16 protein-coding genes are annotated in these 15,290 nt (G+C 71.0%); 11 read left to right on the top strand and 5 right to left on the bottom strand.

Annotated elements, in window-relative coordinates; translation table 11 throughout:
* Positions 1-40 precede the first annotated feature (40 nt).
* The 3 genes from ACLBWX_RS03585 to mnmA all read right to left on the bottom strand — a co-directional run bounded on the left by ACLBWX_RS03585 (position 41) and on the right by mnmA (position 2,740).
* A complete protein-coding gene (locus ACLBWX_RS03585) occupies positions 41-844 on the bottom strand; it encodes a TVP38/TMEM64 family protein (RefSeq protein ID WP_447675699.1) in 804 nt (267 codons plus the stop codon).
* Positions 841-1,494: a methyltransferase domain-containing protein gene (locus tag ACLBWX_RS03590; RefSeq protein WP_447675700.1), complete on the bottom strand. Its 654-nt coding sequence runs from the start codon at positions 1,492-1,494 to the stop codon at positions 841-843. Before ACLBWX_RS03590 ends, ACLBWX_RS03585 begins: the two co-directional genes overlap by 4 nt.
* A gap of 94 nt (positions 1,495-1,588) precedes the next feature.
* Positions 1,589-2,740: a tRNA 2-thiouridine(34) synthase MnmA gene (mnmA, locus tag ACLBWX_RS03595; protein ID WP_447675701.1), complete on the bottom strand. Its 1,152-nt coding sequence runs from the start codon at positions 2,738-2,740 to the stop codon at positions 1,589-1,591.
* 274 nt (positions 2,741-3,014) lie between these two features.
* Here mnmA and ACLBWX_RS03600 point away from each other — a divergent pair, with 274 nt between their 5' ends.
* The 8 genes from ACLBWX_RS03600 to flbD all read left to right on the top strand — a co-directional run bounded on the left by ACLBWX_RS03600 (position 3,015) and on the right by flbD (position 10,834).
* Positions 3,015-4,400 (top strand): flagellar hook-length control protein FliK, encoded by a 1,386-nt coding sequence (locus ACLBWX_RS03600; RefSeq protein WP_447675702.1) that lies wholly within the window; start codon positions 3,015-3,017, stop codon positions 4,398-4,400.
* Between the two features lie 11 nt (positions 4,401-4,411).
* A complete protein-coding gene (locus ACLBWX_RS03605; RefSeq protein WP_447675703.1) occupies positions 4,412-5,086 on the top strand; it encodes a flagellar hook assembly protein FlgD in 675 nt (224 codons plus the stop codon).
* A gap of 101 nt (positions 5,087-5,187) precedes the next feature.
* Positions 5,188-5,463: a CtrA inhibitor SciP gene (sciP, locus tag ACLBWX_RS03610; protein ID WP_163641852.1), complete on the top strand. Its 276-nt coding sequence runs from the start codon at positions 5,188-5,190 to the stop codon at positions 5,461-5,463.
* 224 nt (positions 5,464-5,687) lie between these two features.
* The gene (gene fliF, locus ACLBWX_RS03615) at positions 5,688-7,301 is read left to right on the top strand and encodes a flagellar basal-body MS-ring/collar protein FliF (protein WP_447675704.1); all 1,614 of its coding nucleotides are present in this window, start codon (positions 5,688-5,690) and stop codon (positions 7,299-7,301) included.
* Positions 7,302-7,343: 42 nt separating this feature from the next.
* Positions 7,344-8,396: a flagellar motor switch protein FliG gene (fliG, locus tag ACLBWX_RS03620; protein WP_447675705.1), complete on the top strand. Its 1,053-nt coding sequence runs from the start codon at positions 7,344-7,346 to the stop codon at positions 8,394-8,396.
* A complete protein-coding gene (locus ACLBWX_RS03625) occupies positions 8,393-8,992 on the top strand; it encodes a FliH/SctL family protein (RefSeq protein WP_447675706.1) in 600 nt (199 codons plus the stop codon). Before fliG ends, ACLBWX_RS03625 begins: the two co-directional genes overlap by 4 nt.
* A gap of 64 nt (positions 8,993-9,056) precedes the next feature.
* Entirely contained in the window at positions 9,057-9,401 is a 345-nt protein-coding gene (gene fliN / locus ACLBWX_RS03630) for a flagellar motor switch protein FliN (protein ID WP_055958008.1), read from the top strand.
* 65 nt (positions 9,402-9,466) lie between these two features.
* Positions 9,467-10,834 (top strand): sigma-54-dependent transcriptional regulator FlbD, encoded by a 1,368-nt coding sequence (gene flbD, locus ACLBWX_RS03635; RefSeq protein ID WP_447675707.1) that lies wholly within the window; start codon positions 9,467-9,469, stop codon positions 10,832-10,834.
* A gap of 34 nt (positions 10,835-10,868) precedes the next feature.
* On the opposite strand, the gene ACLBWX_RS03640 is transcribed toward flbD, so the two are convergent.
* Both ACLBWX_RS03640 and ACLBWX_RS03645 read right to left on the bottom strand, forming a co-directional pair.
* Positions 10,869-11,147 carry a hypothetical protein gene (locus ACLBWX_RS03640; RefSeq protein ID WP_447675708.1) on the bottom strand — a complete coding sequence of 93 codons (279 nt, stop codon included), beginning with the start codon at positions 11,145-11,147 and terminating at the stop codon, positions 10,869-10,871.
* A gap of 35 nt (positions 11,148-11,182) precedes the next feature.
* A complete protein-coding gene (locus ACLBWX_RS03645) occupies positions 11,183-12,496 on the bottom strand; it encodes a capsule biosynthesis protein (protein WP_447675709.1) in 1,314 nt (437 codons plus the stop codon).
* A gap of 224 nt (positions 12,497-12,720) precedes the next feature.
* On the opposite strand from ACLBWX_RS03645, the gene ACLBWX_RS03650 reads away from it, so the two are divergent.
* The 3 genes from ACLBWX_RS03650 to ACLBWX_RS03660 all read left to right on the top strand — a co-directional run bounded on the left by ACLBWX_RS03650 (position 12,721) and on the right by ACLBWX_RS03660 (position 15,263).
* Positions 12,721-13,104, top strand: coding sequence for a (2Fe-2S) ferredoxin domain-containing protein (locus tag ACLBWX_RS03650; protein ID WP_447675710.1), 384 nt, complete (start codon positions 12,721-12,723; stop codon positions 13,102-13,104).
* A 121-nt stretch (positions 13,105-13,225) separates the two neighbouring features.
* Positions 13,226-14,332, top strand: a complete 1,107-nt coding sequence (locus tag ACLBWX_RS03655; protein ID WP_447675711.1) for a lysylphosphatidylglycerol synthase domain-containing protein — start codon at positions 13,226-13,228, stop codon at positions 14,330-14,332.
* Positions 14,333-14,342: 10 nt separating this feature from the next.
* Positions 14,343-15,263 (top strand): EamA family transporter, encoded by a 921-nt coding sequence (locus ACLBWX_RS03660; protein WP_447675712.1) that lies wholly within the window; start codon positions 14,343-14,345, stop codon positions 15,261-15,263.
* Positions 15,264-15,290 lie beyond the last annotated feature (27 nt).

Consider the following 15,290-nt stretch of genomic DNA (forward strand, 5'->3'; position numbering starts at 1 on the left):
GAGATACAACTTTTTAGATCAGGTGTATGGCTAAATTCGATCAGGATTCTAGACGGCGCCGCCCCTGTGCGCGACGTCGGACGAATACCGAGATCAGGGCGAGGGCGGCCAATGCGCCGAGGCCGAGCACCATCTTGGGCGTGATCAGGGCGCGCAGCGTCAGGGCGTTCTCGCAATCGAGGCCGGCCGCGGCGAGGCAGGCCGCCTTGGCGCTCTCGTGCGCCAGGACCACGTCCTCGATCGCCGCCCCCGTCGAGGCGTAGATGAAGGCGCCCGGAAGGAGGCCGACCAGGGTCGCCAGCACGAAGGTGCTGCGCTTCACTCCGAAGGCGGCCGGCGCCAGGTTCGTCATCCAGAAGGGGAAGACCGGCAGCAGGCGCAGGAACGCGATGTAGCCGAAGGCGTCCTCGCGGAATCCGGCCGCGAGGCCGGCGAGGCGCGGGCCGGCGCGCCGCAGGAGCAGGTCGGAGGCCGGCCCGCGGCCGATGGTGAAGACGATGGCGGCGCCCGTCGTGGCGGAGGCAACGGCCACGAGGGCGCCGGGCACGATCCCGAACAGGAATCCGCACAGCATCGTCAGGAAGAGCGAGGCCGGGACGGACACCACCACGGCCCCGACATAGACGAGGTAGGCCACCACCATCGCGCGGAAGCGGTCCTCGGCGACCCAGGCGTTGAGCCAGGCCCGCGAGGCGAGCAGCCGGTCGAGGCTGAGGAGGTGCGAGGCCCCCGAGGCGAGCACCGCCAGCGAGGCGCAGACGAGGAGCAGGAGCGGCCCCCAGCGCAGGAGGCGCTTCAGCCGCGTCGGCGTTCCGGGGCTCGCCGGCGGCGTCGGCTCGCTCACCCGCGCTTGCGCATCCGCAGGATCTTGAAGAACCCGCCCGGGAAGGTCGGCGACACGCCGATGAAGTCGACGCCGTTGGCGCGGGCCCAGGCCTCGATCCGGGTCGACTTGAAGGCCGAGGACCAGCCGATCTTGGTGCAGAGCGGCGCCACGATCTCCTCGACCTTGGCCACCGGACCGGCGGTCTGGCCGAAATGGTTGGCGAGCACGATCTCGCCGCCCGGGCGGACCACCCGGAGGAACTCCGAGAGGGCGGCCTCCGGATCCGGCACCAGGGTGATGAGGAACTGCGCCACCACGGCGTCGAAGCTGGCATCGGCGTAGCCGAGGCGGCAGACATCCATGACCTGGAGGCCGCGCACGTGATGGAGGCCGCGCCGCAGCACCTTGGCCCGCGCGCGCTTCAGCATGTCCTCGGAGAGGTCGACGCCGCAGACGAAGCTCGTCGGCGGATAGTAGCCCAGCGACAAGCCGGTGCCGACGCCGGCCTCGAGGATGCGCGGCCCGCAGGCCACGGCGGCCTCGACGGCGTCCCGCGCAGCCGGCTCCGTCAGCTTGTCGTAGACGACGTCGTAGACCGGCGCCCAGCGCGCATAGGCCTTGCGCATCAGGGCGGTGCTCGGACCGGCCTCCCGCGGCTCGCTCAGCATGTCGATCTCGTCGTCCTGTGGAGGGATGGGATGCGTGGGGGCGGTTCGTCGGTCGGGCGGCTTCGGTCAGGCGGCTTCGGTCAGGCGGCTTCGGTCAGGCGGCTTCGGCCGCGCCGGTCGCCAACGCGTCGACGCGCCGAATGGTGCCCCCGCCGAGAACGCGGGCGCGCGGGCCGTCATCGGCGTAGATGACGCAAGCCTGTCCGGGCGAGACACCGTCCTCCGGCGTGGCGAGGACGATCTCGGCCGCGTCGCCCGCGGCGTCCCGGTTCAGGAGGGCCGGCCGGGGCTCCCGGGTCGAGCGCACGCGCACCGCCACGGGCAGGTTCTCGCAGGTCCCGGCGCCGCCCAGCCAGTTCAGGTCGGTGATCCGGATGCGGCTGGTGGCGAGCGCCGCGCGCGGTCCGACCACGACGCGGGCCGTGTCGGGCTCGAGGCGGATGACGTAGAGCGGCTCGCCCACCGCGAGGCGCAGGCCCCGGCGCTGGCCGACCGTGTAGTGGATGATGCCCTCGTGCCGGCCGAGCACCTGCCCGCCGAGATCGACGATCTCGCCGGCCCGCGCCGCGTCGGGCCGCAGCCGCGCGATCACGTCGGCGTAGCGCCCCTGGGGCACGAAGCAGATGTCCTGGCTGTCGGCCTTCTCGGCCACGGCGAGGCCGAGGTCGCGCGCGAGGCGGCGGGTCTCGTCCTTGGGCAATTCGCCCAGGGGGAAGCGCAGGAAGTCGAGCTGCTCGGCCGTGGTCGCGTAGAGGAAGTAGCTCTGGTCGCGGGCCGGATCGAGGGCGCGGTAGAGTCCGCGTCCCCCGGAGGCTTCGGGCCGGCTCGCCACGTAGTGGCCGGTGGCGAGGCAATCGGCCTCCAGGTCGCGGGCCGTGCGCAGGAGGTCGCGGAACTTGATCGAGCGGTTGCACTCGACGCAGGGGATCGGCGTCTCCCCGGCCAGATAGCTCTCGGCGAAGCGGTCGATCACGGATTCGCGGAAGCGGTCCTCGTAGTCGAGGACGTAGTGCGGGATGGCGAGGGCCTCGGCGACGCGCCGGGCATCGTGAATGTCCTGGCCGGCGCAGCAGGCACCCTTCCGATGCGTGGCGGCGCCGTGATCGTAGAGCTGGAGCGTGATGCCGACGACGTCGTAGCCCTGGCGCTTCAGCAGCCCGGCCACGACGGAGGAATCGACGCCGCCCGACATGGCGACGACGACGCGCGTCTCGTGCGGAGCCTTGGGAAGATCGAGGGAATTCATCGCGCCAGGGTTTGCCGGAAGGGACCGGTCCGGCCCCGCGCGTGAGTCTATAGCGATCCTGGCCCGGGAGTTCCAGGGAGGCCGCGGCGGTGGGTGCGTTCCCGCGCAGGGCGACGTCACCGGGCGGAAGCTGCCGGTCCCCCGGCAGGATTTGCCCGGCCGTGCCGGAGCAGGACAGCGCCTCTGGAAAAAATGCACGTCCTGTCAAGAACTTGCGCTTGGAGACGGCTGGCCTGCGCCTTGCTCGGGCAAGGTCCGTAGAGGATTGTCGCCCATGGCCGTGTCGTCGATCGATTGGAACTCCCCGGCCCGGCGCCCGGTCTCGCCCGGCGTGCTTCCGTCGCGTGGGACGGTGGCCTTCAGTCTCGACGCGCCCATGCCCGATCCCCGCCCGCCCGTGTCCGAGGCCCGCGCCCGGGACGACCGCGCGGCGGCCGCGGATCGGAACGAGCGGATCGCGTCCGACCGTGCCGCCGACGCGGCGGCGAACCGCGAGGCCGCGCAGGCCCGCGACACCGCGAAGGCCGCCGCGAAGGCCGAAGCGGCGGCACGCACCGCCAAGGCCGGGGATTCCCGCCCTGCGATGCCGCCCCGCCCCCGCCCCGCCGGCGCGCAGGGCGGAAGCGACAGGGGCCCGCCGCGTCCGGCCGCCCCGAACGACGCGCCGACGGCGCAGGCCGACGCGAAGGTCCCGCCCGGAGCGCCCGCGACCCGCGGCCCGGCCGCGCCCGCCCGGGACGCCGCATCCTCCCCGGAGGCGGCGGCGGGCGAGACCGCCGCGGCCGACACCTCCGAGGACACGCAACCGGCCGCGCAGACCAATCTCGGGGCGCCGATCGTCCCCTTGCCGGTCGCCCCGCCGCCGAGTGCTGCGGTTCTGGCCGCGCAATCGGCCGCTTCCGCCGGATCGGGCGAGGCGGTCCCGGCGGAGGATCCGGCCGGTCCCGCCGCCCCGGTCGTGGCCGCGGGCGCCGATGCGGGCGGCACGGCGGCCCCGGTCCCGCACGGACTAAAGATTCACGCGCCGGCCGGCCGCGGCGAGGGCTCCGAGGGCGCCGATGCGGGCAACGGCAAGCCGCAGGGCGACTTCGCCGCCAGCCTCGCGCCGGCCGCGGAGGGCGCCGCCCGGACCGATCTCGCGCCCGCCGCCACGGCGGCGCCGGCGCCGACGCACGTGAAGGCCGCCGAGGCGGTCGCGCCCGGCGCGCCGGCGGCCCCGGCCCAGCCGCCGGTGCCCCTCGGCGCCGTGCCGATGACCATCGGCCTGCGCTCCCTCTCGGGCAGCAACCAGTTCGAGATCCGTCTCGATCCGAAGGATCTCGGGCGCATCGACGTCAATCTCGACATCGACAAGGAGACCGGTGCCGTCCAGGCCCGGCTCGTCGTCGACCGGCCCGAGACCCTGGCCCTGCTCCAGCGCGATGCCGGCAACCTGCAGCAGGCCCTGGCGCAGGCCGGGCTGAATCCCGGCGAGGGCAGCATCGAACTGTCCCTGCGCGGAGACGGCCAGTCCGACGGCCGCTCCAGCGGCTCCGGGGGCGACGGGCAGCGGTCCGACACGGGCCGGAGCGCGCGCGCCGACAGCCCCGACCCGAATCCCATCGCCGCCGTTCCGATGCGCCGCTACGGCGCCCTTTCCGGCATCGACATCCGCATCTGAGGAATCCGAACATGGCTTCAGGCATCACCGGCGCCGCGAGTTCGACCGGGTCGAGCGGCACGACCAAAACCTCGCAGCAGGAACTCGCCGGGAACTTCACCCAGTTCCTGACCCTGCTGACGACGCAGCTCAAGAATCAGAACCCCCTCGATCCGATGGACACCAACCAGTTCACCCAGCAGCTGGTGCAGTATGCCGGCGTCGAGCAGCAGCTGAAGTCGAACGACCGGCTCGATTCGATCCTGAGCAACGCCAAGTCGTCCAGCGCCGCCTCGGCCACGGGTTTCATCGGTCAGACGATCACCGCGGACGGCAAGACGACCGCGCTCAAGGACGGGGCCGCGTCCTGGACGCTGACGCCGTCGCGGGCGGCCAAGCAGGCGACGATGACGATCAGCGACGCCAAGGGCAACGTGGTGGCGACGCAGACGAAGGCGCTCGCCGCGGGCGCGCAGACCTTCACCTGGGACGGCCGTTCGTCGAGCGGCTTCACCGCGCCGAACGGCACCTACGCCATCAAGGTCGACGCGGTGGACGCCACGGGGACCAAGATCACCGTCGACACCAAGGTGAGCGGAACGGTCGACAGCGTCGACCTGAGCGGCTCGGAGCCGGTGCTGCTGGTGGGTACGTCGCGGGTTCCGGTCTCGACCGTCCAGGACATCGGCGCAAGGTTGTCCACATGACCAACCGGGCGAATCCAATGCGATCGATCCGCTTCAAGATATCTTAAGTGGGCTCAAGTAGCTTCCAACATCGACAGGTCAGTCGAGTTGTAGAGCGTATCATGACCGAACCAAGCCGCCCGAGAGTGAAGTATGTCATCGGGCCTGATGGAAGTCCGTTAACCATTGCGGATCTTCCACCGATCACCACCCGTCGATGGGTCATCCGCCGCAAGGCCGAGGTGGTCGCCGCCGTCAGGGGCGGTCTCCTCAGCCTCGAGGAGGCCTGCCAGCGCTACACCCTCACCACCGAGGAGTTCCTGAGCTGGCAGTTCTCCATCGATCAGCACGGTCTGGCCGGCCTGCGCACCACGCGCATCCAGCACTACCGCCACTGAGCCGGAAAACGGCCGGGGACCTTGCCCGACCCCGTCCCAGCCCCCCGATCCCGGAAGCCGCGTCCCCTCACCCGGGCGCGGCTTTCGCGTTTCCGGAGGCCGTGCATGGCTCCCGGCCGCACTTCGTTCACGATTGTTAACCCGGCGCTAACCACGACCCAGGCAAATTTTGCCGAGCGGGTGCCGGCAGTCCGGCGCCGCGTCTCGGGTGGGTGCGTCGCGTCGTGAAACCGGTCCTCGACCTCGTGACAAAGTTGGGCCCGGCGCGCCTCGCCGCCATGGCCGCCGTCACGATGACGCTGATCGGCTTCTTCGCCTTCGTCATCCTGCGCGTCTCGAAGCCCGACATGGGCGTCCTCTTCGCCGACCTGTCGATGTCCGATTCCTCGGCGGTGATCCGCGATCTCGACGCGCGCGGAATCATATACGAGACCAAGGGCGACGCGGGCCAGACCATCCTCGCGCCGCGGGCCGACCTGCCGCGCCTGCGCATGGATCTCGCCGGCAAGGGCCTGCCGAGCGCGGCGGGCGTCGGCTACGAGATCTTCGACAAGGGCGACGCCTTCTCGTCGACCAACTTCGTCCAGAACGTGAATCACCTGCGGGCGCTGGAGGGCGAACTCTCCCGCTCGATCCGCGCCATCGGCCGGGTCCAGGCGGCCCGGATCCACCTCGTGATCCCCGAGCGGCGCCTGTTCGAGCGCGACCGCGAGACGCCGAGCGCCGCCATCGTCCTGAAGCTGATGGGCGACCTCGATCCCTCCCAGGTCCGGGCCATCCGCCACCTCGCGGCCTCCGCCGTCGAGGGCCTGAAGCCGGAGCGGGTCTCCATCGTCGACGAGCGCGGCCGCCTGCTGGCCGATGGCGCCCGCGGCGCCGAATCCGAGACCGGGGCCGGGATGGAGGAGAAGCAGGTCGGCATCGAGCGCCGCCTGCGCGCGCAGATCGAGGAGATCGTCGCCGGCATCGTCGGCGCCGGGCGCGCCCGCATCCAGGTCAGTGCCGAGCTCGACCTCAACCGGATCGAGAGCAAGTCGGAGAGCTTCGACCCCGAGAGCCGGGTGGTGCGCTCGACCCAGACCCGCAGCGAGAACTCCCTCACCGGCGGCGCCGAGGGCGCGGTCAGCGTCGGCAACGAGCTTCCGGGCGCCAATCAGCCCGGCCAGGCGCCGGCGCAGAAGGACTCCACGAACAAGAACGAGGAGACCACGAACTACGAGATCTCCCGGGTGACGAAGACCGAGATCGCCGAGAGCGGTCGCGTCAAGCGGCTCTCGGTGGCGGTGGTGGTCGACGGCGCCTACGTGCCCGGTCCGGACGGCAAGCCGGTCTACCAGCCGCGCCCGGCGGCCGAGGTCGACCGCATCGCCGCCCTGGTGCGCTCGGCCATCGGCTTCGACAAGGCGCGCGGCGATCAGGTCGAGGTGGTGAACCTGCGCTTTGCCGAGACGCCGGTCCCGGCCGAGTTCTTGGAGCCGTCGCTGGTCCAGTCGCTGCTGGCCCCCTCGAAGGAGGAGATCATGCGGATCGTCGAGCTCGGCGTCCTGACGATGCTGACCCTGATCGTCCTGATGGCGGTGGTGCGCCCGCTCCTGAAGAAGGTCCTGGCCTCGGAGCCGATCCAGATCGCCCTCCTCTCCGAGGGCGGCGCCGGGGCTCTGGCAGGGGGCGGCGAGGCCCTGATGGTCCCCCCCGACAACCCGACCGCGCGCCTCGTCGATTTTGCCCAGCTCAACGGCAAGGTCCAGGCCGAGACCGTTCAGCGGGTGGTCGACATGGTCCGCGCCAGCCCGAGCGAGACCGTGGAAGTGCTCCGCAACTGGATTCACGAGAACTGATGCGCGCCCTGTTCCCCGCTTTGACCGTGAGGCGTTGAGACCATGTCCTCGGGTTTGAACATCCAGGCGGAACTCGCCAAGGGCAGCAACGGTGCCTTCGGCGCCATGACGGGCGCCCAGCGCGCCGCCGCGCTGCTTCTGCTCCTCGGGGAGAGCGAGGGCGCGCCGATCTGGCAGATGCTCGACGAGGACGAGGTCAAGCTCGTCTCGCACGCCATGGTGCAGCTCGGCTCGCTGGAAGCCGAGACGGTCGAGAAGCTGATCGTCGATTTCGTCTCGCGCCTCTCCTCCGGCGGCGGCATCACCTCGAACTTCGAGCGGACGGAATCCCTGCTCCTCAAGATCTTCCCGACCGATCAGGTCTCCTCGATCATGGCCGAGATCAAGGGCGCCTCGGGCAAGCGCGTCTGGGCGAGCCTGACCCAGATCGATCCGGAGATCCTGGCCTCGTTCCTGCGCAACGAATACCCGCAGACCGTGGCGGTGGTGCTCTCGAAGGTGCGCTCCGACTACGCCGCCAAGGTGCTGACGATCCTGCCCGAGGAATTCGCCATCGACGTGCTGAACCGGATGCTCCGGATGGAGACGGTGCAGAAGGAGGCCCTGCGCCACATCGAGGAGACCCTGCGCGTCGAGTTCGTCTCCACCATCGCCCAGACCACCCGGCGCGACGCGCACGAGCTGATGGCGGACGTCTTCAATGCCTTCGACCGGCAGACGGAAGGCCGCTTCCTCACGGCCCTGGACCAGGCCAATCGCGGCTCGGCCAAGAAGATCCGCCAGCTGATGTTCACCTTCGAGGACCTGTTGAAGCTCGACGCCGGCAGCGTCCAGACCCTGCTGCGCAAGGTCGACAACGAGACCCTGTGCCGCGCCCTCAAGGGCGCCGACGATCGGGTGCGCAACTTCTTCCTGAAGAACATGTCCACCCGCGCGGCCAAGAACATCACCGACGAGATGGGCTCCCTCGGTCCGATCCGCCTCAAGGACGTCGACGAGGCTCAGGCCAAGATGACCGAGCTCGCCAAGGAGCTGGCCGAGAAGGGCGAGATCATGATCGCCAAGTCGAGCGGCGAGGAGGAGCTGGTCTATTGAACGCGCGCCGCTTCCTCTTCGACACCGACTTCCGGCCGCGGCCGGACAACCCCGCCACCGCCAAGGAGGCGGCGGCCCTCGCCGAGACCGTCGCGCGCGCCGAGGCCGAGGGCTACGCGCGCGGTCTGCGCGAGGGCCAGGCCATGGCCGAGCAGCAGATCCAGGCGCGCCTCTCGGACGCCCTCACCCGGCTCGGCCTCGCCGCGGCCGGCCTGATCGGACAGTCGGACGCGCGCGATCGGGCGCGGGAGGACGAGGCGCTCGACTTCGCCATCCTGCTTGCCCGCAAGGTCGCGGGCGAAGCCCTCGACGCGCAGCCCCTGGCCGCGATCGGCGACGCCGCCCGCGCCGCGCTCCAGCACCTGCGCGGCGTGCCCCATCTCGTCGTCCGGGTGCATGAGAGCCTCGTCGACGAATCCGAGGCCCTGGTGAAGCGTCTCGCCCGCGAGCGCGGCTTCGAGGGGCGGCTCGTGGTGCTCGGCGAACCCGATCTCGCGCCCGGCGACGCCCGCATGGAATGGGCCGATGGCGGCGTCGTCCGGGACCGCGCGCAGATCGAGGCCGCCGTGCTCGCCGCCCTTGGAATTCCCGCCTGACCCACCTGCCCGACTCGCCCGCCCGGCTCGCCGCCCGACCCGATCTCCGCCCTGGAAAACCCGCATGTCCGACGATTTCAGCCTGCCCCAGCTCAACGGCGGCGACGCCTCCTTCGACGGCCTCGGCACCGAGTCGATCCGGGAGACGCCGACCACGCCGAAGAGCGCCGCCGACCTGGAGCAGGTCTTCGACGTGCCGGTGGTCGTCTCGGCGGTGCTCGGCTCCTCGCGCATGCCGATCGGCGACCTGCTCCGGCTCCAGCCCGGCGCCGTGCTGGAACTCGACCGCAAGGTCGGCGAGGCCATCGACATCTTCGTGAACAACCGCCTCGTGGCGCGCGGCGAGGTGGTGCTGGTCGAGGACCGACTCGGAGTCACGATGACCGAGATCATCAAGAGCGACCACTGACACCCCACGCCCATCCGGCCGCCGCGCCCCCCGCGCGAAGCCACACCTGACGGAGATTCCGGGCCATGCGGCTACTCATCATCGGACGGCTCAACGGCGAGCTGATCACCGCCTCCAAGATCGCCATGAACCGGGGCGCGGCCGTCACCAACGCCGAGAGCCTCGCCCAGGGGCTCGCGGTGCTGCGCGCGAAGGGGGCCGACCTCATCATGATCGACGTCGCCCTGGCGATCCGCGATCTGGTGACGGCGCTCGCCGAGGAGCGCATCCGCACCCCCGTCATCGCCTGCGGCGTCGCCACCGACGCCCGGGCCGCCGTCGCCGCGATCCAGGCCGGTGCGCGGGAATACATCCCCCTGCCCCCCGATCCCGAGCTGATCGCCGCCGTCCTGCAGGCGGTCTCCGAGGACGGGCGCGCCTTCGTCTGGCGCGACGCCTCCATGGAGAAGGTGGTCAAGCTCGCCGAGCAGGTGGCGCGCTCGGAGGCCTCCGTGCTCATCACCGGCGAGAGCGGCACCGGCAAGGAGGTCCTGGCCCGCCACCTGCACGGCAAGTCGAACCGCGCCAACCGGCCCTTCGTCTCCGTCAATTGCGCGGCGATCCCCGAGGCGCTGCTCGAATCGGAGCTGTTCGGCCACGAGAAGGGCGCCTTCACAGGCGCCGTGGCGCGCCGCATCGGCCGCTTCGAGGAAGCGCACGGAGGCACGCTCCTCCTCGACGAGATCTCCGAGATGGACGTGCGCCTGCAGTCGAAGCTGCTGCGCGCCCTGCAGGAGCGGGTCATCGACCGGGTCGGCGGCACCGCGCCGGTGAAGGTCGACATCCGCGTCCTCGCCACCTCGAACCGCAACCTGGTGGAGGAGGTCCGCAAGGGCACCTTCCGCGAGGACCTGTATTACCGGCTGAACGTCGTGCACCTGCGCCTGCCGGCGCTCCGCGAGCGCCCGGCCGACATCCTCGAACTGGCGGCGCACTTCGCCAAGAAATACGCCGAGGTGAACGGCGTGCCGGTGCGGCCGCTGAGCGCCGAGGCGCAGGGACTGGTGCGCGCCAATCCCTGGCGCGGCAACGTCCGCGAACTGGAGAACACCCTGCACCGCGCGGTGCTGCTCGCCTCCGGCCCGGAGATCGGCCCCGACGCCATCCTCACCCCCGAGGGCGACAGCATCGCACCGGTCTCGGCCGGGCCGGCCGAGCGCGCCGCCCGGGTGGCGGAGGCCGCGACCCGCGGCCTCGTCGGGCAGACGGTGGCGCAGGTCGAGTGCGACCTCATCCTGGACACGCTCGACCATTGCCTCGGCAACCGGACGCATGCCGCCAAGATCCTCGGCATCTCCATCCGGACCCTGCGCAACAAGCTCAACGAGTATGTCGATGCCGGGCTGTCCGTGGCCGAGCCCGGAAGCGCGCGGGCGGTGGCGGCCTACGGCTGATCGCCGCCGGGCCGCCCGTCAGGGGGGCAAAGGTCTACCGCGAGCCGTGGACGTGCTCGCCGGCCATCTGGACCGCGTGCGCCCGCTCCAGCTTCTCCAGCGCGTGGAAGCGGGCGATGTCGGCCTCCACGTCCCGGATCGTCTCCTCCACGAGGTGCTGCTGCAAGGCGCTCCGCGGGTCGTCCGGCGCGAGGCCGTCCCGTGCCTGAAGCCGCTCCACCGCCTGCTTCACGACGCCATAGACCGCCTCCCGCTCCGCGCGGGACATGGAGGGATTGACGGCGCGGGCGATGAGATCGGTGAATTCGGACATGCGGACGTGCGGGGCGGATCTGTGCTCGGGAGGGGCTAGAGGCGCTGGTCGTTGACGCCGGCGATGATCAGGGCGATCGAACTCCAGACCACGAGGCATCCGAAGAACACGACCATGATGCTGTAGCCGCGCTGGGGGAAGACCGAATCGTCGGGCAGGGCCGGATCCACGAACGTCGCGAGGTAGATCTGCTGCTTGTTCGCCGCGATGCGGGCGCGGTCGACCATCAGGTTCGCCGACTCGTTGAGCTTCGTCGCGATGGTGCGCTCGACCTGGAGGCTTTCGTATTCCAGCAGCGCGCGGGTCATGTTCGTGGCGGATTCCGCCCCCGACAGGCCGTCGGTGGTCAGCTGGTCCGTGAGTTTCTGGATTTGCTGATCCAGGGCCGCGACGGTCGAGGCCAGGTTCTGGATGCTGCGCGACTTCTCGTCGAGATTCGATCCGCGCAGCACCGCGAGGTCGGATTCGGCCTTCAGGCGGTCCTTCCGCAATCCGGCGATCGTCGTGAGGGTGGATTCCGCGGCCTTGGCCGGGTCGATGATGCCCCAGCGGTTGCGGAAGACCTGCAGCGCCAGGTGGGCGTTGCGCAGGCGCTCCTGCGCCTTCGCCGCCTCGGCCTCGGCGTGCTTGACCATATCGGCCTGCGCCCGCCGCGAGATCTCGTTGATCAGCGCCTCGCTGCGCTCGACGATCGCGCGATTGATGGTCAGGGCGTCCTGGGGCGTGAAGGCGCGGACGCTGAGGGTGATGATGCCCGAGAGCACCTCGATCCGCGTCCCGACATGCTTGTTCCAGTACTTGACCAGTTCCTCGATGGGCTCGCCGACGCGGTAGCGCGTCCAGAAGTCCGCCTCCGGTCGCGAGAACATCTTCGAGATCTTCAGGCGGTCCTCCATCGTCGCGACGATCGCCCGGCTCTCGACGAAGTCGCGGATGATGAAGCTGTCCTGGCTGTTGTGCTTCATGATCAGGTCGGAGAACTGCCCGCCGGAGCTTTCCTCCATCGGTTCGACATTGCCGCGGACGGCGAACTGCGAGATCGCCACGTACTGATTGGCGGCGAAGGCGTAGAAGTAGATCCCCGCGAGCGCGGTCGGCAGCATCACGAAGAGGCCGAACTGGCGCACCAGGCTCTTGATGAGGTTCTTCGGCTGGCTCGAGGGCGGCCGGATCCCGGGCAGCTGGCGCCAGTCCAGCCGCTCCTGCGCCCGGCGCAGGAGCGCGGGGACGCGGCTCCGCGAGACCGGATCGACGGTCTCGGCGTTGCGGCGCAGATCGGGCAGCGAGCGCAGGGCGACGTCGATCACCCCCCGCACGCGATCCTTCTGCTTGACCTCCTCGGCACTCATGAATTCAGGTTCCCGAGACACGGCTCGATCAGGGCGGGCTTAAGGTATCACCGTCAGGGACGGCGAGTCTGCACGGGGTGGAGGACGATGCATATGGTCACGCCCGCGGAGCCCCCGCGCCGCCCTCGTGTTGAGCCGGGGAATCCTTCGTTTTTCGGCCCTTTTTAAGGCGCTTCGCCCGGGCACCGCGGCAGGCGCGGGCTTCAGGGGACATCGGTGACAGTATGGAAGACAGAAGTGGGACGGCGCGCCCGGTGCGGATCCGCTTGGCACGCGCCGGGTTCTCCGAACTCGTGCTCGTCTGCGGCAAGTGCGTCAAGCGTCAGGGATTGAAGAAGGGCTCGGTGCGCCGGCAGCTGCGGCGCGAGCTGAAGGCGCGCGTCACCGCGCGCAAGCTCCGGGTGGTCGAGGTCGGCTGCCTCGGCCCCTGTCCGAAGCGGGCGCTCGCGGTCGCCACGGCGGACAGTCTCGCCAAGCAGCGCATCCACCTGCTTGACCCGGCGGCCCCGGCGGCCCAATCGATCGATGCCCTGTTCCCCGATTTCGGCCCCAAAGGCGGCCTAACCCGGGCGGACGCCCCGGCCAAGGGCCGCTCGGTCGAACCCTAGCGCTCCGAGCGGGGATGCCGGGAGAGCCGCCCGGCGGGACCGGGCCGGGCGCGGACGTTCCACGGGACGGACGGAGCCCGGACCGACGTTTCTTGAAACCGGACGATGCTTGACCGATCGGATGCCTGACGAACTCCGCACCACCGCGACACGGACGATCGAGCGTCCGCCGGCCCGGCAGCCTTGGCCCGCCCGCCTCGGGCGCCAGGTCCTGCGCCGCCTGCCCCTGGCCGGAACCCTGCTCGGCCTCGCCCTCGGGATCTGGCTGATCGCCACCAACGATCTTGCCGCCGTCGCCGACGCCTTCGGCCGGGTCGGTCCCGGCGGCCTCGCCGCCATCGTGCTGGTGCGGGTGGCGGTGATCCTGCTGTGCGGGCTCGCCTGGGGCTGGGTGATCCAGGGCCTCCCCGGCCTGGGACGCGCCGGGACCGGCGCCTTCGTCCTGCTGCGCTTCGTCCGCGAGGGCATCAACGTGCTCCTGCCCGTCGCCTCCGTCGGCGGCGACGTGGTGGGAGGCCGTCTGCTGACCTTCTGGGGCACCGCCGGCACCCTCGCGGCGGCCTCGATCCTGGTCGACATGCTGTTCCAGGCCGGCACCCAGGCCGTGTTCGCGCTGGCGGGGGTCGGGCTCCTGCTGCAGGTCGGGGGCGAGGCGGCCCAGGCCCTGGCGACCTGGGTCCTGCGGGTGCTCGCGGTCACGGCCCTCCTGCTGGGGGCCTTCCTGGCGGTTCAGCGCAGCCCGGCCGCGCGGGCCTTCGGGCGACGGGTCTTCGGCCGGTTGCGCCGGGCCTTTCGCGGCGACGCCCCCGAAGCCTCGCCCGTGGGCGGTGGGGTCTACGACGCCCTCGACGCCGTCTGGGCGCGCGCCCGGTGGGGCCGGCTCGCCGGCTCGGTCCTGCTTCACCTGGCCGCCTGGGGGCTCGGCGCCCTGGAGATCTGGATCGCCCTCGCCTGCATCGGCGTCGAGTCGGTGAGCTTCACCGAGGTCGTGGTGATCGAAGCGCTGAGCCAGGCGATCAAGTCCGCGGCCTTTCCGGTGCCGAGCGGCCTCGGCGTGCAGGAGGGCGGCTTCGTCCTCCTCGGAAGCCTGTTCGGCATTGATGCGGGCACCGCCCTCGCCCTGTCGCTGATCAAGCGCGTGCCCGACGTCGTTCTGGGCCTGCCGGCCCTGCTGCTCTGGCAGGCCCTTGAGGCCCGGCGCGCCATGATCCTGCCTCCGGCGACCTGACGCGGCCGACATGGATTCCTCATCGCGCCACGGGCCGTCGGCCGTTCCCGCCGGGCTGGCCGCGACGCTCCTGCCGGTCGCGGCCCTTCTCGGCAGTATCGTCTCCCTCAGCGTCGGCACCTCCTTCGCCAAGCACCTGTTCCCCGTCCTCGGAGCGGAGGGCACCACCACGCTGCGGGTCGGCCTGTCGGCGCTGATGCTGGTGGCGATCTGGCGACCCTGGCGCCTGCGCCCGAGCGCCGCCGATCGCCGGTCTCTGCTGCTCTACGGTGCCGTGCTGGGCGCGATGAACCTGCTGTTCTACCTCTCGCTGCGCGCGATCCCGCTGGGGCTCGCCATCGCCATCGAGTTCTCCGGTCCGCTGACGCTCGCCCTCGCGATGTCGCGACGGGCCATCGACTTCGCCTGGATCGCCTGCGCCGTTCTAGGCCTGTCCCTCCTGCTGCCCCTCGGCGGCATCTCCACGGGGCTCGATCCGATCGGCGTCGGCTGCGCGCTCGGTGCGGCCCTGTGCTGGGCGCTGTACATCGTCTTCGGCCAGCGGGTCGGGCATCTCCACGGTGGGCGGGCGGTGGCCGTCGGCATGTCGGTGGCGGCTTTGGTGGTGATGCCCTTCGGGATCGCGAAGGCGGGCGCGCTGCTGCTGGAGCCGGCCATGCTCGGCTTCGGCCTCGCGGTGGCGGCCCTATCGAGCGCCCTGCCCTACACCCTGGAGATGGTCGCCCTGAAGCGGATGTCGAAGCAGAGCTTCGGCGTGCTCCTCAGCCTGGAGCCCGCGGTCGGCTCCCTCGCCGGTCTCGCGATTCTCGGCGAGCGTCTGAGCCCCACCGAATGGCTGGCGATCGCCCTGATCGTGGTGGCATCCCTCGGCAATACGGTGAGCGGCCACCGCGGGCGCGTCGCCGCGGCGACCGCGATGACACCGACCTGACCCTCTCCCGCGCCGCCGCGCGGGCGG

The organism is Methylobacterium sp. M6A4_1b (assembly GCF_053345175.1).